Raw genomic sequence first — 18331 nt, 5'->3', positions numbered from 1 at the left:
TCGTGCTACGTCCCGCGGCTGCTAGTCCTCGTCGAACGTGAACCCGTCCTGAATCAGCTTCGGAGCCGAGGCCGCTTGCTTGCGCGCAATAGCCGTCAGATCGGACCAGGACTGTCCGAGGCCGTTGAAGAGGATCGCATCCTGGGATAGGCCGCGTTTCTCGCAGATGGCGAAAAGTAGATACGCCAGCTCTTGGGCAACGTCCATGTCAACGCGGGGGCGGGCGGCGGCCATGAGTCGGGCTGCGGAGTCGCCGCCTTCCTCGTCCAGAGCCTTCGCAAGGTGCAGGACGACTTCCCAGAGGCTGATGCGCTCGTCGGTCTCGGGGTGCCAATCGGAGGGCAGCTCAGAGAAAGGCAGCAGTTTCGCCTTGCCGGCAACAGCTCGGAAGACACCACCGCGCTGGACTCCCTCGACAGAGGTGTTGCGGCCACGGGCTAGATTATCGGCGTCGCCGAAGGAGCCCTCGGCCCAGCCAAAGTTCTTGAACCATTGCACGCAGAATCGAGTGTCGGAGTCGAAGTCGCCTTCCTGCTCCGACAGGACCTCGTCGAGGGTCTGATTGATGAGGATGAGTGCAGTACGCACGCTCATCGGTTTGCCGTCAGACTCCAACACTTGGGCGTAGCGGGAGAAGACAGCCATCCCGGGACCAATAGCCGCTTGCGCAAGGTCGACCGGAGCGATTGCACCTTGCTGGAGTTCGCCGAGCTTCTCCGGCATCTCGTCCTTGAGTGCCGCCAAGAACGACCGGCGCGTGATTGTTCCTGCATCTTCATGGCGAGGCCGACAAGCGAGCACAATTGATGATGCAAGTGCATTACTTGCAATGTGGCGAGTTCGCCCCGAGCGCTCAGTCCGCATAGGCCATGTACCTGTCACAGTCCAGCCCGATCGGATCATTCCCTCAAGTAGGGTCTCCCAGCCAGTGGAGGCTTCCCCTTCATGGTCCGTTTCAGACTGCCTGAAGGCGTAGTAGACGGAAATTGGGGCCCGATGGTCGGCGTCCTTGCGGAGGTTAGTAAATACGTTAACGAAACCATTCTCGAAGAATTCTTCAGCGCGGGCATCGCTTCCATGACGGAAGGGATCCGCGATCAGCTCCTCACTCTTCGGGGTGAGCAGGGTGCTCAGGTGATCTGGATGGATATGCCGCAGACTCCGCCGAAGCCACACATAGTAGAAGTCAGCCAGGTCCGCATAGCCGACATTGTCATAGTACGGCGGGTCGGTCGATACAAGCAGGCCGGAGTAGCTGCGATTAGCTGCATTGACCTGCTCCACTCTCCCACTACCGCTGGGGAGTGAATCGACAACGCGAGACACCCAGTTAGCGCTGGTGAGAATCTCGGCCGGGCCTGGCTGGAAGCAGTTTGACTCTGCAAAATCCCAGCCCATTGGAATCGCTTGGAGCTTAAAAAGACCGCCGACTCCCTCTTTACTCGGCGCCGGGTTCCAGATATTAAGATTCGTCAGGGATGCAGTGATTCTACTAAATGCCATTCCAAGGTAGGTGGCCACGGCATCCGCATACTCCTCCGAGGCGGAATTAACTGAAGACCGGGCATCACGCAATACGCGATCTCGCGCTTCCAGAACTAGGTCACTGATTGTGGTGAGAGCGGTGAGTTGCCGATTGGTGAAGAGATCTGCGTGGCGAGTCATGCCATAGCCCTGGACCCGGAAACCCAGCGCCGCCTTGGGCAGTTCTGAATCAGGGATGTCCTCCGGTTGCGGCACCTGTGCGCACTGCTCATGTTCAGCGTTCGGCGGAAGATAGACCCTGCGCCGCTTACCCTCGGCTGCGATCGCCATCATCTGGTGCTCGATCCGACCCGCTTTACCCTCTGAGCGAATGTATGCCAGCGGTGCCGAGTCCCCGCACCCAATGCATACGGCGCCCGTGCGTTGCACCGTGCCATCCGCGTCCTTCCTCGGGGCCTGCTTAATGTCGTGGCTGATCGCGAAGATGACGCGGCCGTCTTCGACTCGCGGGACGACGTACGCTTCCTTGCCCTTCTTCTTTCCGAGCCACCAGGACTTAACTAGCGGCATCTGGATACCGCAAGCAGGGTTCGGGCACTGGACGGTTCGCGCCCAGATCCACGCGATGACGTTGGCTTCGCTGCCGTCGTCCAGTTTGGCTTTCGGATACAGGTGGCCGATCCGCTTCAAAGCCTCGTCGCGCATCCACTCGCCATAGCGGCGGATGTCTTCTGCCAAGCCCGTGGCCTTCAGCCACATTCCTTCGGCCCGGCCGTCCTTGCTGAGCTTCTCCTCAGCAGCTCCGGGAAACACTGGCGGCTGGCCGGCCCACTTCGGGGGGATCTCAATCAGGGCCTTGTTGATCAGGACCGGTACCGGGTTGAGGTCCGAAGCGCGGGCCTCGAGGCCCAGTCGCTGGGCCTCAAGCGGGATGGACCCTCCCCCCGCAAAGGGGTCCAGGATCGGCGGGGGGTTGCCGTCGGTGGACCTGAGGATCTCCTCATGGGCCGTGCGCAGCAGCGCTTCGTCATTGACGTTCTCCCACACCACAAGGCGCTCAATGAGGCGAAACAGCCGCTGCCGCTCGGCAACGACCGCCTCTTCGGTCGGAAACTTGTCCGGGTGAGAGGAAGGGTCGTCCACGAGCTGGGCGAAGAGCACCGCGCGACACGCGGCGAGTGGGCGACGGGCCCACCACAGGTGGAGGGTCGACGGGTGCCCGTGCCGGATGGACTTCTCCCGCGCGGATTCGCGGTTGATCGCTTCCAGCGGCAGCGCAACCTCGATCAGTTTGCGCTTGGGCGTGGTCGTCATGCGGGTCGCTCTTCTCTTCGGGCAAGGCGGGTGATGCGGGGCGGCTGGGTCCTTGTGCAGAACGATCAGCTCAGTCATCCAGTATGGCCTGTGCCGCTGACAAGCGTCCCACCCTCGGCTTATCCCGCACCGCCCCTGGTATGACACGGGTCAATGGGGGCGTACGCCCTGCTCCCACATGCGCTTCCAGTGGAAGACGAACTTGGTCACGTTGAAGTCGTCTGTATTCGTCTCACGGAAGGGCTGGGTCAGATACCGCACCTCATCGTATTCTGGCCCGTCCGGCGAGACTGACACCAGGGCAAGCCGGTACTGATCGCCAACGTTCTTCGCGTGCAGCACCTCGTTGCGAGTGACGGTGAAGTCCTGCGCTCCAACGATCCGTCCCTTTACCTCCAGGTGCAGGAGACCCTTCCCGTCTCCTGTCCAGGACCGGATGTCGAAGCCCTTGTTGTTGGGCGGCATCTCTTCGGGCTGGCGGCCAAGCCTCCGCTCGGCGTCGATCACCGCCGTGACGGCTCGACGCTCGACGGTAGCCGTATCACGCGTGGCAGCAGCGACCGCTGCTGAGTCGGGGCAGTGGCCGAGCAGGCGATCGACGAGTCCCTGGGGTAGCACCAGAGCCCCGCCCGCCACGCGGGGCGGACGCGGCAGGAGACGTTCGTCGAGGTCCAGCTCCTTCAGCCGTCGTTTCAGCCGTTCTTCCAGGTCGCCCGCGCGGCGCAGCGCTGTCTCGGGGCGCAGCTTCAGCTTGCGCCCCTGGCTCTGTGCGTCGAGAAGCTCGAGGTGGCGGGCATACCAAAAGTCGATCTCCTGGGTAAGGCGCTGTCGTACCTGTTCACGGATACGGTGGATATCGGGCACGATCCGATCTCGTACAGACCGGAGATGTTCGTGGACCGCATGGTCGGCGGCCCAGGCGATGGCCGATTCCTCCAGCCCGTCGGCCAGCCACGGCTGGCCGGCGAACCGGGCGGCCTCCTCCGCCACTGGGTCTGCTTCGTCTTCCGTTGGGGGGTCGTAGTCCAGGTAGGGGGCCGGGCCCGCAGGGATCGCCGAACCGTCGGAGGTGAGCTCGACAAAGTCGAAGCGTTTACTGACGACTCTCGCCTGATGGTGTCCGTCGGTGATCTCCTGTGTGAGCGCGACGAGTAGGCGCGGGGTCTGGCCAGGGTCGGCGCGGTCGATGAGGACGCTTCCGGCCTTGAGGACAGCCGCGTGCCGGTCGACCGTGACATCGACGACTGCGTCCATTAGAGGGTGCCCCGGGGCGAGCAGGGCCGCCTCCGCGCGGCCTCGCTTACGGATCAGTTCTCGATCGAAGACGACTCGGTCGTACCGACGCAGCACTGGGGCCGCAAGCGCACGGTGCGGCGAACGGTTCAGCAGCACGGCCGGTACATTCGTGATCTCAAACCGGCCGGATTCCCGCTTCGCCAGCCGACCACCGAATTCTGCAAATGCCGCCCGGAAGAATGCCTCGACATAGTGAGGCTGAAGCCGCCGGGCACGAGCCTCTTCCAGCCGCAGCCGGGTCTCGGCCACCTCGGCTTCACCCAGTAGATCGCTGTGAAGGGCCCGCTCGGCGAGTAGCTTGTCGAGCCCTTCACCGACGGTGTGGTCGATGACCTCGTCCAGGCGGGCCCGAACCCCGGGCTGATCGCCGTACCGGATGGCTTCCATGAGTAGCCGATGCAGTGGCTGCTCCTCGAAGGCTTCCCCGAGCACGTCAAAGACCTGTCCGCGGTAGGCGCGGCGCTGGTGTTCGATCTTGTCCAGGAGGCGCTGGAAGACGGCACCCTCACGCGTGCCAGCAGCGACGAGATTCCACAGGTGGCACACCTCGGTCTGGCCGATACGGTGGATGCGGCCGAAGCGCTGCTCAATCCGATTTGGATTCCAAGGCAGGTCATAGTTGACCATCAGATGAGCGCGCTGCAGGTTGAGACCTTCGCCGGCGGCGTCCGTGGCCACGAGGACACGCACATCGCGCTCTTGGGTGAACAGCTCCTGGACGCGGCGGCGCTCCTCGCGTCGTACGCCACCGTGGATCAGCTGGACCGCCTCGTTCTGGCCGAGCAAGCTGCGGATGCGCTCAACAAGATAGCTGAGGGTATCCCGGTGCTCAGTGAAAATGATGATCTTGCGAGGATTGCCGTCGTGGTCACGGATCTCATCCCGGTCCTGTAGCAGGGTGCGTAGCTCGCTCCACTTGCGGTCGGTTCCGGAGAGCCGGACCTGTGAGGCTAGCCGGACCAGCTCACCAAGCTGGTTGATCTCCACGGTGAGCTCGGCGGCGGTCCGGGCCGCGGTGGCTGCGTCCAGAACCTCTTCTTCCAGTTCCTCGAGTTCGTTGCCATCTAGGTCGTCGAGACGTTCCTGCCAGTCGTCGTCGCCATTCATCACACTCAGGCGATGGGTGAGCTCAGGATCTTCCGAACGGGCACGCCCGGCCGGACCCGCCAACATTTCCTGGTGGCGATGGACCAAGCGTTCGCGGCGCCGCTCCAGAGACCGCAGAATCGCCTCGGGGCTGGAGGCCAGACGGCGCTGGAGAACGGTGAGAGCGAAGCCGACGGTATTGCCTCGGCGCCCATCACCAGCCGCCCGCAGCCTGTCTGCGCGGTTCATCTCGTTGCGGACGTATTGAGTGACAGCCTCGTACAGCTGGTGCTCGGCAGGGGACAGTTCGTACGGGACGGTGTAGGCACGGCGCTCGGGGAAGAGCGGCTTGCCCTCAAAGGTGAGGAGATCCTCCTTGACCATGCGACGCATCAGCCCGCCCGTGTCGAGCGTGTGGACTCCCTCCCGGTACCTTCCTTCGAATCGGTCTGAATCGAGCAGAGCGAGGAAGAGCTGGAAGTCGTCTTCCCTACCAGCGTGGGGGGTCGCGGTCATCAATAGGAGATGGCGGGCGATGCGGCCCAGTAGCTGGCCGAGCTGGTAGCGCCGGGTGGTCTTGAGCTCGTTGCCGAACCAGCGCGCAGACATGCGGTGGGCTTCGTCCACCACTACCAGGTCCCAGTCCGTGTCGTGGAGCTGTTCCAGGAGCTCTTCCGACCGGGACAGCTGATCCATGCGTGCAATCAGCCGGGGATGGTGCTCGAAGACGCTGCTGTCGGGAGTCGAGTCGACGAGGGAACGGGTGAGCACTTCGAACCGCAGCCCGAACTTGCCGAGCAATTCGTCTTGCCACTGTTCGACAAGCGAGCCGGGGGCAACGATCAGGCAGCGCTCCAAGTCACCGCGGAGCAGCAGTTCCTTCACATAGAGCCCGGCCATAATGGTCTTGCCAGCGCCAGGGTCGTCGGCGAGCAGGAAACGCAGCGGTGTACGCGGCAGCAGTTCGCCGTATACGGCGCGGATCTGGTGGGGCAATGCTTCGAGGTCGGATGTGGTGACGGCCAGCATTGGGTCGAAGAGACCTGCCATGCGGAGCCTCAACGCTTCTGCCGCGAGGCGGAAGACAGCAGGGTCGCCAGCAAATCCGGTGCGGGTGGTGGGTGCATGCAGGGTGAGGTTAGCTTCGTGTTCCCGATACAGAAACACGCTGCCGAAGCCGCCGGAATCGTCTCGGTAGACGATCTCCATCGCGCTGCTGCCACGCCAGTCCGCTCGCACGACAGTGACGGGACCCGAAGCGGTCAGACCACTGATCCGTGCCCCCGAAGTCAGTTCCTCCAGCCGTACCCCGACCGGATAGACGCCTGGGGCCACAGGCTGTGGGCTACCGGCATCACCTCCGTTAATGGACATGCCGCCTCCCTGCCATGGACGTGCCGTGATCAACCCTAATCTCTGCCGGACGGTGGAGGCGGGCGGCTGCAGGAAACATACGTTGAGGCTTCTCAGTCTCTGATTTCTTCGACAGTGCAGCTTTGGACGCGAACGAGGTTCCAGCGATTACCGGAGCGCTCCAGGTCACCCTGGACGAGTATCTCCTGCCCATCCAGGTGTGCTCGGCCGGCACGGTCGTAATCCGGAGCGGTCAGCTCGACGTGGACCCTCATCGCGCGACTGGCAGGCTGGTCTTCTGGCCGACCCAACAGAATCACCGAACCCGGCCCGGTGGTTGGAACACGCTCCATCTTGGTTACGAACCCTCGCACGGACACCCCCTGCCGCCCGAAACGGTCGCGGAGGTATTCCGCGCCAAGCTGTAGCTGCTCGATGAGCTCGGGTTGGAACCTGAGGATCCCCGAAGACTGCTCCATGGGCAGGCTGCTCGCCCACGCGGCCCGCAGTTCAAAAGGCACCTTTCCGTGGGATGAGAGTTCAGCGAGCGCTTCACAGACGTTCGCTGACAGACCGCGTTCGGCGTACTCGGCGAACGCCGAGAGGTCACCGGGGTTGATCACCGCGTGTTCGGCAGCAGTGCGTGCGGCAGCAGCCCCGTCGTAGAAGGCGGTCGATACTCGCCGGGCAAGTGGGATTCCGCCGTAGCGGCCCTGTGCGTCGAGAGGTAGCTGCTCCGGAACCCCGGTGTTCAACGGAACCTCGGCGGTCAGGATGTAGCTGCCTGGCTGGGCCAGCCCAAGGAGAACTCGACGGCTGAGGAACTCGTATACCTGATTCGGCTTACGGCCGGGCTCAACTGGCCGCGGTTTTTGGTCTGCGAGCCAGGTGGTTGCTCGGTACGTGGCACTGACGAACAGATCTCGCAGGCTAGCCACCGCACGGCTCCCTTCAGAGAGCCAGACCGTGCCCGGGGCGAGACCCTCGGGCAGGAGCCGCACGTAGTGCACATCGGTTTGGTTCTGTCCGATGTCTCGGAGGATAGTGGCTGACTCTCGGTCCTCAACGATGGCCAAGGTGTCGAACAGATAGCGCAGTTGCCGTACGTAGTCAGTGAGGCGTGGGTCCTTGGGGAGTAGGACATCCATGACTCCGTCGGACAGTTGCGTAGCCCAGATCTCAGCGCGTTGCTGATCGTCTGCCAGGTACCAGCCTTGTGCGTCCAGGTAGCGACGGAGCAGCTCAGGGCTCAGAGAGAGCAGAACCTGTTCTGGTAGTTGTTTCTGTGTCATCGAACCTGCACCCCCCGCCCCTGCACGCGCAGTTGATCCGCCACAGCAAACATCTGCAGAAGAGCATCCTTGCTGAGCAGATTCTCACGCGGCACTGACACCGTGACCGGGGAGTCCTCCTTGAGGTCCCGACGCTGCGGCTGGTCGTGGAGACACGTCCAGTAAGCCGCTCTGTGCAGAGCCAGTCGCTCGTCCGATGCGTCCATCCAGACGTCGGCATCATCGGGCACCAGGACGACCACCAAGAACGTGGGAAGCGCCCACTCGGATGCGGGCTTCGCAAGTTCGTTGTAGTACTTGCTCTTCATGTTGTGCGTGACCGTCGAGTGACTTACTCGCGCCTTCCGGGTGCACTTCACTTGCACGCCGATCATGGGGTTCTTCAGCCGGCCAAGTGGTCCAGGATGCCCGACGAGGAAGTCCATCATGTAGTCGTCTTCGTTTAACTTCTGGGCGGTCATCCCCGCGGCAGTAACGACTGCCTGGAAGAACACCTCACCGTAGCGGCCCTGATGGACCTCGCGGTTCAATGCCATCCAGAGTCAGCCCCGCCCTGCCGTGGTCGTCTTCACCCGCGTGCACCGAGCTTGCCACGCGCAAGATCCGGCTGTTGTGGAACGTCACAGCCGTACCCTTCGGTGATCGTAGTGAACGAAGCCGTGTCCAGGAAGCCACACTCAGTGACAGTTCCTCGGATGGGCCGATTACGGCGTTGGCGGCAGCCAAGGGTGACGTCATCTGGCGGGAGAGCGCAATGGCGCGATCGATCGTGTGGGTCCTGGACGCCATCCTCGTGACGCGAGAGCTACGGGGTGCCAGCCCGGATGTATTGGGAAAGGCCGAGACCCGCGCTGACCAGCACTGCCCGAAGGCCCGAAATCCAGGTGCATCAACGTCTGATTCCCGCATGGAAGAGTCGTTGGAGGACAACGGCGGCGGTGCTTGAGGTCATCGCGCGCCGTTGCCGCTCGGCCGGAAGCCGGTCAGCTAGGGGAGCCCTCACGCCATGTGCCGTCTGGGCCGAGGAAGTACGCCGTGCGCTCCATTCGTCTTGACGCCTCTTCGAGCTCGGCCCGCTCCTGGGCTCGGCGGGGGGCGTCCGGGTCCGTGAGGCCGAAGCCGAGCAGCGGGACCTCGTCCGGGTCAACGTCCTCGGGCAAGGGTCGGCCTTCCAGGAGGAAGCCGAAGAGGGCTCGAAGGGCTTCGTTGCCCAGTTCCAGAGGGTGGAACGGCAATGCGTACGGCTCCTCGCCCCACTCCGGGTCAGACTCCACAGGCCGGTTACCTGCCTAATAGGGCATCTCGAAGGGGAACGGGTCACCGATGTTCTCCACGATGCCGCCGCCTGGCGAGAGGCTCAACGAGCGGCGGAGGCAACCCTCCTCCCAGACCGCGAAGGCAAGCCAATCCGAGACGCTGTGCATCGCGTGCAGGATCAAGCGACGGCCCGGGGCGGCCTCCAGAAGGTGTGCCGGGAGCGCCGACGGGCGGTCGAACATCAGGCGCCGGTCGCAGACCAGGTCCACGCCAGGGAAGCTCGCCGCGTACGTGAGGCCCTCCGGCGGGTACGTCGATTCGCCCAGGACGTCGCCCTCCGTCGACTCCATCCCCCAGCCCGGGAAGACCCGGGCGACCAACGCCGCCGTTCCCTCTGCCTGCGGCTCGCCGGCCGCCTTCAGTGCCGAGGCCACGTCACCGTCCGCGTACGCCAGTAGCGCCGTCTTCGCTCCCATGCGACGCACGCTAGCCCGCACCACTGACAGCCCCACCGTCCCGAAAACGCCCGAAGTTTTCGGGAGCGGCCAGCGACTGGGCACGTCCGCGCAGGTCAGAGCCACCCCACTCCCCCACCCACCAAGTGCCTTCTAAGCACTTGGCCGCAGGTTCGAGTCCTGCCGGGGGCGCACGACGGAAGACCCTCCTTCGGGAGGGTCTTTTTGCTGGTCGGGGGCGGTTTTCGACGGTAGGTGGGGGTGCGCGAGGAGAGAGCGCGGGGTGGCTGGTTCTGTCCGGCTGAAACCGGTCGGAGGCGGCGGCCTCTGGCGGCTGGTCTTCCCGAGAGCTTCCCGAAGTCCTGGCGCCGCCCGCTGTCCTGCCTCACCACAGCGGGCAGCGGGCAGCGGACAAGGCCCCGGGGCGTGAGACCTGGTTCGGCTACCGGCGGACGGGCAGGAGCGGTACGGCGAGTTCCGCGTCGGTCAGTGCTCCATGGAGCCCGATCATGGTGCTCGCGCCGGGTTCGGTCTCCGTGGCGATCACCGCGACGTCGCCGTGGGCCACGGCGACCACGTCGCCGATGCGCCCCCGGACCCGGTCCTCGACCTGGGGCCCGAACCAGCCCGCCGCGACGGCTTCGTCGCGCGTGGCCACCCACATGCGGTCGCCCAGTGCCTCGCTCCAGGCCGCGTGGACATCGGCGGCGGCCCCGGGAAGCGCGTACACGTGCCGGGCGCGGGCTTCCCCGCCGAGGAGTGCGACGCCGTCGCGCAGAGCCCGCTCGTGATCGTAGTCGATCCGGTCTCGCGGGGCGATGTCGACCATGCCGTGGTCGGACGTGATGTAGAGGGCGGAGCGGGGTGGCAGGCGGTTGGCCAGCCGCTGGGCGAGGCGGTCGACGCGGATCAGCTGGTCGCGCCAGGTCTCGGAGTCGACACCGTCCTGGTGACCCGCCGCGTCCAGGTCACTGAGGTACGTGTAGACGAGGGAGCGGTCAGCCGCGGCCATTTCGGCGGCCGCACGGTCCATCCGTCCGTCCACGTCGTCGACCGCGACGAAGCGGCCTCCGGAGACCGCGACGCGGGTGAGGGCGGTGGCCGCGAAGCGGCTCGGCAGGACCTGCGCGGTGTGGATCCCGCGGGCTTGCAGCATCCCGAAGACGGTGGGATGCGGCTGCCAGCGGGTGGGCTCCGTCCATGGTTCCCAGCGCAACTGGTTCATGAGGACGTTGCGGCCCGGGACGGCGACGGTGTAGCCGGCGAGGCCGTGCCGGCCTGCGGGCAGCCCGGTGCCGAACGAGGCCAGCGAGGTGGCCGTGGTCGAGGGGAACCCCGCGGTCAGCGCCCGCGGCCCGTCGGCCTGCCCGCCGTCGAGAAGGGAGGCGAGGAACGGTGCGTAGGCGGCGTGCGTACGCAACTGGGCGAGGCCGAGCCCGTCGACGAGGAAGACGCAGACGCGGTCCGCGGGAACCAGGCTCAGCTCGGTGGACGGGACGACGGGGCCGCGCTTCGGGGGGAGGGCGAAACCCGCGGCGATGGCCGGCAGCAGATCGCAGAGCGACCTCGTGCCGTAGTCAGGGACGGGGGCCTCGTGCGGGTCGAGCAGGGCGGAGGGTTGCATCGGCGGCGTTTCGTTCGAGGGCGGGGTGGGGGTCGACCGAGGAGGGTGGGGGTGCGGGTGGGGGTGCGGGTGCGGGTGCGGGTCGGGTGTCGGGGTCGGGTGTCGGGGTCGGGTGTCGTCAGCCGAGGAGGGGAAGGACGTCGCGCAGGTCCTCGGTGTCGATCACGTGGTCGGCGACCGCTCGGGCGTCCTCGGTGGCGTTGAGCGCGATCGAGGTGCCCGCCGCGCGGAAGAGGGGGACGTCGGAGCGCGAGTCGCCGACGACCGCGATCTCGTGGAGTCCCACGTCGTGGGACCGGCACCATTCCTCGACGAAGGCGAGCTTGCCGTCCTCGTCGATGTGCTGGGCGACACGGCCGGAGAGAGCGCCGTCCTCCACGTCCATCCCGGCACCGGAGACGGCGGCGAACCAGGGCCGGTACTCCAGCTCCTCGGCGGCGAACCGCCAGGCGAGGGTGGCCAGGAGAAGCGTGCATCCGGCCTCGGAGAGCGCGGTGAGCGTCTCCTTCACTCCCGTGATCCACGGAGCCCCGCGCAGATGGTCACGGATCTGCCCGGGAGTGGCTCCGGTGAAGAGGGCGGCCTCACGGCTCGCGAACTCGAAGTTGTCGATCTGGTAGGCGCTGTAGAGGCGTTCGAGCTCTTCCACGGCCGGCAGGTGCCCCATGGCCTGGGCCAGGACCAGGGACGTGGTCGTCCCTCGCAGCAGGGTCCCGTCGAGGTCGAAGGCGATCACCGGGTGGCGCGTGCTGATCAAGGGTTCACTCCTGGCACGGGTAGTGAGGGAGGGGCGGTCCACCGTGGTCAGGACCAGCCGGTGCGGCGGGCCAGCCATGTGCGGCACAGTCTGCCGTACCACGCCTCGTGGGTACGGATGTGTGGCGACCATGACGGTGGAGGCAGGGAGCCACTGAGGGTGTAGAAGCCCGCGAGGGCACAGAGGAACGCGTCGACGGCCGCCGGGTCCGCCCGCCGCGTCAGCGGGTGGACGGCCGCGATCTCCTCGGGGTCCCGGCCGGCCGCCGCGATCGCGGGCAGCAGATACACCAGTTCGACCCAGTCGGCGCCGACACAGGCCCATGCCCAGTCCACGGCGAGGACGGTCCCGTCCGGGGTGAGGAGCATGTTGTCGTGGCGCAGGTCGGCGTGGAGCAGGGTGTCGCCCTCGGTGGCCTCCACCCAGCGGCTCTCCAGGTCGGCGAGGCGGTCGAGGTTCCGGGCCGACCACGGGCCGAGGCCGGCCGGGACTCCTTCCGCCCGCATCGTGCGCCAGCCGCGCAGCAGGGGGCCGAGCGGGGTGGTGAGGGGGACCGCCGAGGGCAGGGGGTTGGGGGTGAGCACGGAGGTCATGCGCTCGACACAGGTGAGGGCCGCGGCCAGGTCCTCGGAGCGGCCGAAGTCGGGGTGGCGGCCCTCGACGTCGTCGTAGACCAGGGCGATCCAGTCGTCGGTCTCCAGGCTGAACCGGAGCCGGGACGCGGGCACGGCTGCGGGCAGGGCCCCCGCGACCCGTGCCTCGGCGCGGTAGTCGGGGGCCAGTTCGTGCTCCGCCGCGAGCGCCTTGACGAAGACCCTGGTGCCGTCGCCGAGCTCCGCCCTGGCCGCGACGCCGTCGGTGAAGCCGCCGTCCTGGCTCTCGGCCGCCAGGACGGCGGCGCCGAGCCAGTGTTCGACGGCCTCCCGGATACCCGGGGGCAGCTGTGTCCACGTCAGGCGGCGTGCCGTGGACACCGGCAGAGGTCCTCGCAAGGGCGCGGTCGCTTTCTCGTGGGCCGCTCGGCGGGAGGGTCGGGGTGGCCCGGCGGGCGGGACGGGTGGAGGGAGGGCCGGGGTGGCCCGGCGGGCGGGACGGGTGGAGGGAGGGCCGGGGTGGCCCGGCGGGCGGGACGGGTGGAGGGAGGGCCGGGGTGGCCCGGCGAACCGGATGGCGGGGGCGACCCGACGGGTCGGCCACCGGGATCGGCCCGGTGGCCGGTCGCACGGCCGTTCAGGACCGCGCCGGCTCGTCCCCCGTATCGAACGGTCCGCCCGCGGCGATCAGTTCGTCGATGCGACGGAGGACCTCGGGGCGCAGGGCCTCCTGGGCCACCCTGGCATTGTCCGCGGCGTGTACGGGGTTACGGGTGCCGACCACGGCGCAGGTCACCTCCGGCCGGGCGAGCAGCCACGCCAGCGCCATCCGCGCCGGCGGCGTACCGGCGTCGTCCTCGGCCACGGACCGCAGGGCGTCCACGGCGCGGAGGTGCCGGGCTCGTGCCTCCGGCGCGAAGAATCGGGCGTGGTTCTCCACACAGAAGAAGTCGTCCGATCCGACCTCGCCGCCGCGCCAGTCGGTGAACTCGGTGTCCGGTCCCAGTGCCCCGGTGAGCAGGCCGTACGCCAGCGGACCGTACGCCATCAGACCGGTGCCGTACCGCTCGCACAGCGGGCCGAACTCGGCGAGCTCCGCACGGTGCAGCAGCGAGGCCTGGATCTGCAGGTAGTCCAGCTCGCCGGTGTCGGCGCAGGCCCGGACGTCGACGGCCGGGAAGTTGGACAGACCGATCGCGCCCACGAGCCCCTCGGCCTTGAGTTCGGTCAGGGTCCGCCAGGGCTGGTGCACCGGAATCGTCTCGGCCGGCCAGTGGAGGAGGTAGACGTCGATCCTGTCCCGGCCCAGCCGGGTGAGGGACGCCTCCAGCGCGGTGCGCATCCCCTTGTCGCTGTAGTGGTCCTCCTGCTCGGGGGCGACCTTCGTGCACACCTTGATCTCCGGGCGGCCGACCAGCGCCTCGCCGATGATGCGTTCCGAGCCGCCGCCTCCGCCGTAGACCTCCGCGGTGTCGATCCAGTTCACGCCCGCGTCGAAGGCGGTGTGGATGGCGCGGATCACGTGGTCGGAGGATTCGTTGGGGCCCCAGGTGCCCCCGCCGCCGGCCTCCCACGCTCCGAAGCCGATGGCCGAGAGCCCGGCCGGATTCCTCTCCTGGCGTATCACTTCGTCACTCTTCCTCTCCGTTCGGTGTACGGGCGGTACGGCTCAGATCAGGACGGGTATCGGTTGTTCGGCGTGGATGTCCGCCCAGATACGGGCGCCCGAGGCGTCCTCGGCGGCGGAGGCCGCGGCGACGCCCCGCCGGTAGGCCTCCCGGTGCGTACGCACGTGCCGCGACAGCCGTGCGCGGGCGGTCCGGATGCCGTACGGGTCGTGGGGCGCGGCGTCGAGCAGGCGGAAGAGCAGGCGGCCCCAGCCGTTGATCCTGCACTGTCGTTCGAGGCCGTGTGCCCCGCGGAACTTGTAGGCGACGGGGAAGCGGTAGAGCAGTTCCAGCGCGTGCAGCTGTTCCAGGAGTTCGGCCAGTCGGTCCGCGGTCCGCGGAGCGGTGTCCTGGGCCGTGCCGTGGGCCGTGCCGTGGGCGGTGTCCAGAAGGACGGCCACGGAACGCTCCGAGGCCAGATAGATGTTGCCCCGGTAGACGCCTTCTTCCCGGATCACCTCGTCCCACAGGGCCATCGTGCTGACCAGGCGCAGCGGTTCCGCGAGCACGTCGGCCGACTCGGGCGCGGTCAGCGCGTCGTCCCATGCCGCACCCGTACCGGCGTCGTCCCGGTACGTCAGACCGACCGATCCGCTGTAACAGGCCAGTGACGGCGGGGAGGAGGCGAGTTCCGGGGGGACGGACACCGTGACGCCGTCGACGGCGCCCAGACGGTTGAGCGCCGGCCAGGCGAGCAGCCGCAGGTGGGGCGGGAGATCACGCAACGCTCTCGCGGGCATCAGGTCAACACCTTCCCTGCGGGGGTGGGGACAGGAGTCCCGGGGGGAATCACCAGATGCTCGTCGGCGGCGGAGCGGCCCGGAGCGGGCAGGGCGACGGCCTCGGCCCAGAGCCTCAGCCGGTCCATGACCTCGTCGTCGTGAGCGGTTTCCCGGGAGCAGACCATCCAGACGTCGGCGCTGAAGAGCGTCTCCGTCGCCACGAGGCCCCGGCGCCGCATGGACTCGCCGGTCTCGACGCACTCGACGGCGACGTCCGCGAGATCGGGAAGGTAGTGCTCGACCGACCCCCGGACCGTCCGCACCGTATGGTCCTCGCCCCACCGCGCACGGGCGAAGTCGCGCGCGATGTGCGGATACTCGGAGACGACCCGTACCGGCCCGGCGGGCGGCGCCCCGCCCGGCAGGCGCAAGGCACAGATGCGCACGTGGTACCAGCCCAGCGGTGCCACGCGCACGACGTCCGCGCCGCTGTCCACGAGCCATTCCTCGCCGGCTATCCCCACGTCCAGGAGCCCTTCTGCGACCAGGTCGGGGATGTCCGGCATACGGAGAAAACGGTGATGGGCCGGTACGTCCGGGGCCGTCTCGTCGTAGGAGACGACGGCGGCCTCCGACCGGGGCAGCAGGCGCCCCTTGGGCAGACCTGTCCTCAGCACGGCAGGACCGCCCTTCGGTAGGGCTTGACGGTGCCGTACTTGCGCAGCTGGCGCTCGCGCTCGCCCGCGAAGCCCTTCGCGAAGGCATGGGAGGCATCGGTGCGCGTGATGTTCGCCAGGCACAGCGCCCAGACGAGCACCTGCCCGAGCTCCTCCTCCAACCGTACGGTGGATTCGCCACGCCGCATCGCCTGCGACAGTTCGCCGAGCTCCTCCAGCGCCCAGGACAGGGCGCGTTCCGGCTCCAGACGCCCGTAGAGATCGCGGCACCGCTCCTGAACGCGCCGCAGTACGCGCAGGTCGTCGTCGGGCAGAGCGACCATCGTCCGCGCGAGGTCGCCACAGGCCCTGGCCAGCGGGCCCAGCGCCTCCGCCTCGGCCGCCCGGACGCGGCGCCGCTGCTCGGCGCCCAGCACGGTGGATTCGCCCCGCTCGCCCGCGAGCAGCGTCAGGGCGTCGAGTCCGGCCCGTTCGAGGACGGCGACGCGTGACACCTCGCCGAGCCCGGCCAGATCACGCGACGAGCCGTCCTCGCCCCGCACGGCGATCCGGCTCAGCGGCAGCCACCCGGCGGGGCCTTCCCGCGTGTCCGCCCCGTAGGCCATCGTGCCCCGCACCACCACCGGGCGCGCCCCGGGCGGCAGGGCGCCGTTCCCCGGACCGGCGACCTCCAGCGCGCAGGAGTCACCGCCTTCGTCCTCGGTCAGCCGGCCCACGAGGCAGACATCGGCGTATTCCGCGGCACACAGGGCGAGGACCAGGGGGCTGTCGCGTGCTCCGCCGGGACCCCCGGGGTCGGTGGAGCCCCAGGGGACGTCGCCGTCGTACGGCGAGAAGGGGGCGTACGCCGTGGTGGCGGCGCGGGGTGGCCCCGAGGCCCTCGGCTCGGACACCGGCCGAGGGTCCCCCGGGCCCCCCTGTCCGGGTAACCCCCCTCGTAACTCTCCGGGTAAGCGTGCGCGCTCCGCGCTCATCTCTGCCTCCTGCCGTCTGACGGATGGGTGGTGGGCGCTTCGCCTCACCGATGGCACCCCTGGGCGCCGCATTCCGCTGGAGCCGGTCGTCAGCTGATCTGTAGTTCGTCGCCGCCGTACACGATCCCGAGCGAGGGAACGGACACCGACTTGTCGCCCGCCACGACCTCGCCCGCCACGAACGCCTCGTACCCGGCGCCGCGTGCGATCTCCACCGTCCGGTCGGCGTCGTCGGCGGACACCACGGCGACGTAGCCGAAGCCCATGTTGAGCGTGGCGTACGCCTCCGAGGGCGACATGCCGCTGCTGGACGCCAGGAAGTCCAGGACCTCTGGGACGTCCGGCAGCACGTCGAGGACGTATCGCACGTCGGCGGAGGGTCGCAGCATCTTCAGCAGGCCGTGGCCGGTGATCGGATTCAGGAAGTGCGGCACGACCGGTGAATCCAGCAACGCGCGGACGAACGCCGGGTAGAGCACCGACGGGTCCAGCAGCGCCGCGCCCAGGGTGCGACCGCTCGGCAGCACGGTCATCAGGCCGCTCGGCAACCCGGCGGCGACGTGCCTGGCCAGCGAGGCCCCGTTCGTATGCAGGCCTGAACCCGGCAGCACGACGATCCGGTCACCGGGACGCACCTCTTCGCCCAGGACGGGGCGGCGCCCCGGCGGGACAAGGGCCAGGGCGTTGCCGCCCAGCTCGATGCCGGCACCGGTCAGCAGCCCGGGGAGGGCCGGCGACTCGCCCCCGCCCCAGACCGCGCCGGACTCCTCGCAGGCCCGCTGCCAGCCGGAGAGCAGTTCCAGGGATTTGCGCTCGTCCTCGTACCAGGCGGCATCGCCCGTGGCGAAGTACGCGGTGACGACCAGCGGCTTCGCGCCGACGGAGACGACGTCGTTGACGATGGAGGCCACGGCGTCCACAGCGAGATCCGCGAACCGGCTCACCCCGGACAGCTCGAGGAACCGCTCGGCGATGACCGACTTGGTACCCAGCCCTTCGGTCACCGTCGCGAGCGTGAGCCCGCCCACTTCGAAGACGTACGCCGTCGCCCCCCGCGACCCGGCGAACTCCCGGCCCCCGGAGGAGCTCAACAGCCCGGCCGTGGCCGCCGCCCGCTCGACGGCCGCCCGCTTGACCCGGTCGAGGACCGAGTAGTCGACGCCGGCCTTCTCCTACTCCGACATGAGTGACAACCGCCTGTCTGCCGTGCGGATGTGACACGGCTCCATCGCCGTTCACTGCCGAGCGTGGGTCTCACGGTGCCCGAGCGACACACGATGGTCACTGTGAGAAGCGAATGATGGACACACGGTAAACGATCAGTTCTCGGCGGCAAGGCACCGTCAGCACAACGGCCGAATCCGTGATGACAGCGGCCGAGGGGGCGCCCTTGCGGAACTGACGCGCGGTCATGCAGGGAAGCCCGGGTCATCGTTGGCCTGGTACCTGCCCGGGCGGGAATTCGCCCGCCGCCGACACTCGCCCCTGGCCTTCGGACACGTTCGTGCGGGAGCGGCGGCCGTTCGCGGGGCTACTCGGCGGCGTCCTCGGCGAGCGTGTGGGCCACGAGGGCGTTGGCGTGGCCGTGGCCCAGGGAGTGTTCGGACTTGAGCCAGTTCACGAGTTCCATGTGCTTGGTGAGCGGCGAGGTGCGGATGAGGTCCTTCCACTCCGCGATCGGGCGGCCGTGCTTCTTCTCGATGGAGGGGAAGTAGCTGGCAGGACCCTTTACTGCGTCAGTCATGAGATGCCCCGTTCCTGTCCGATCGGTTTTCGTCG

14 protein-coding genes and 1 pseudogene are annotated in these 18331 nt (G+C 67.8%); 1 reads left to right on the top strand and 14 read right to left on the bottom strand.

Annotation, left to right across the window (positions count from 1 at the left end; all coding sequences use genetic code 11):
• Nucleotides 1–21: 21 nt before the first annotated feature.
• The 13 genes and pseudogenes from ACIO92_RS04850 to ACIO92_RS04790 all read right to left on the bottom strand — a co-directional run bounded on the left by ACIO92_RS04850 (nucleotide 22) and on the right by ACIO92_RS04790 (nucleotide 17556).
• Complete coding sequence (locus ACIO92_RS04850; protein ID WP_402282228.1) at nucleotides 22–2799, bottom strand: DUF1156 domain-containing protein; 2778 nt, start codon at nucleotides 2797–2799, stop codon at nucleotides 22–24.
• 150 nt (nucleotides 2800–2949) lie between these two features.
• The gene (locus ACIO92_RS04845) at nucleotides 2950–6555 is read right to left on the bottom strand and encodes a helicase-related protein (RefSeq protein ID WP_402282226.1); all 3606 of its coding nucleotides are present in this window, start codon (nucleotides 6553–6555) and stop codon (nucleotides 2950–2952) included.
• A gap of 92 nt (nucleotides 6556–6647) precedes the next feature.
• On the bottom strand, nucleotides 6648–7826 hold the full coding sequence (locus ACIO92_RS04840; protein ID WP_383780772.1) for a hypothetical protein: 1179 nt from the start codon (nucleotides 7824–7826) through the stop codon (nucleotides 6648–6650).
• A complete protein-coding gene (locus ACIO92_RS04835; protein WP_383780775.1) occupies nucleotides 7823–8362 on the bottom strand; it encodes a DUF4365 domain-containing protein in 540 nt (179 codons plus the stop codon). The genes ACIO92_RS04840 and ACIO92_RS04835 overlap by 4 nt, the downstream gene beginning before the upstream one ends.
• A 447-nt stretch (nucleotides 8363–8809) precedes the next feature.
• Nucleotides 8810–9559, bottom strand: a pseudogene (locus tag ACIO92_RS04830) (DUF6928 family protein).
• 421 nt (nucleotides 9560–9980) lie between these two features.
• Nucleotides 9981–11162: a nucleotide pyrophosphatase/phosphodiesterase family protein gene (locus ACIO92_RS04825; protein WP_366440642.1), complete on the bottom strand. Its 1182-nt coding sequence runs from the start codon at nucleotides 11160–11162 to the stop codon at nucleotides 9981–9983.
• 118 nt (nucleotides 11163–11280) lie between these two features.
• A complete protein-coding gene (locus ACIO92_RS04820) occupies nucleotides 11281–11919 on the bottom strand; it encodes an HAD-IB family phosphatase (protein ID WP_366440643.1) in 639 nt (212 codons plus the stop codon).
• Between the two features lie 47 nt (nucleotides 11920–11966).
• Nucleotides 11967–12893, bottom strand: coding sequence for a phosphotransferase (locus ACIO92_RS04815; protein ID WP_402282223.1), 927 nt, complete (start codon nucleotides 12891–12893; stop codon nucleotides 11967–11969).
• Nucleotides 12894–13149: 256 nt separating this feature from the next.
• The gene (locus ACIO92_RS04810; RefSeq protein ID WP_402282221.1) at nucleotides 13150–14139 is read right to left on the bottom strand and encodes an aldo/keto reductase; all 990 of its coding nucleotides are present in this window, start codon (nucleotides 14137–14139) and stop codon (nucleotides 13150–13152) included.
• Between the two features lie 42 nt (nucleotides 14140–14181).
• Nucleotides 14182–14919, bottom strand: coding sequence for a hypothetical protein (locus tag ACIO92_RS04805; protein ID WP_366440646.1), 738 nt, complete (start codon nucleotides 14917–14919; stop codon nucleotides 14182–14184).
• Complete coding sequence (locus ACIO92_RS04800; RefSeq protein WP_402282219.1) at nucleotides 14919–15578, bottom strand: hypothetical protein; 660 nt, start codon at nucleotides 15576–15578, stop codon at nucleotides 14919–14921. The genes ACIO92_RS04805 and ACIO92_RS04800 overlap by 1 nt, the downstream gene beginning before the upstream one ends.
• Entirely contained in the window at nucleotides 15572–16471 is a 900-nt protein-coding gene (locus ACIO92_RS04795; protein WP_402282217.1) for a MazG nucleotide pyrophosphohydrolase domain-containing protein, read from the bottom strand. Before ACIO92_RS04795 ends, ACIO92_RS04800 begins: the two co-directional genes overlap by 7 nt.
• 170 nt (nucleotides 16472–16641) lie before the next feature.
• Nucleotides 16642–17556 carry an AIR synthase-related protein gene (locus ACIO92_RS04790; protein ID WP_402282215.1) on the bottom strand — a complete coding sequence of 305 codons (915 nt, stop codon included), beginning with the start codon at nucleotides 17554–17556 and terminating at the stop codon, nucleotides 16642–16644.
• A 10-nt stretch (nucleotides 17557–17566) separates the two neighbouring features.
• Between ACIO92_RS04790 and ACIO92_RS04785 the strand changes: the two genes are divergently transcribed.
• The gene (locus ACIO92_RS04785) at nucleotides 17567–17707 is read left to right on the top strand and encodes a hypothetical protein (RefSeq protein ID WP_366440650.1); all 141 of its coding nucleotides are present in this window, start codon (nucleotides 17567–17569) and stop codon (nucleotides 17705–17707) included.
• 376 nt (nucleotides 17708–18083) lie between these two features.
• Here the strand turns inward: ACIO92_RS04785 and ACIO92_RS04780 are convergent, their stop codons facing one another.
• Complete coding sequence (locus tag ACIO92_RS04780) at nucleotides 18084–18296, bottom strand: DUF4287 domain-containing protein (protein WP_366440651.1); 213 nt, start codon at nucleotides 18294–18296, stop codon at nucleotides 18084–18086.
• Nucleotides 18297–18331 lie beyond the last annotated feature (35 nt).

The sequence above is a fragment of the Streptomyces sp. NPDC087215 genome (genome assembly GCF_044744885.1).
Classification (GTDB): Bacteria; Actinomycetota; Actinomycetes; order Streptomycetales; family Streptomycetaceae; genus Streptomyces.
This window is presented reverse-complemented; position numbering and strand designations above follow the sequence as displayed.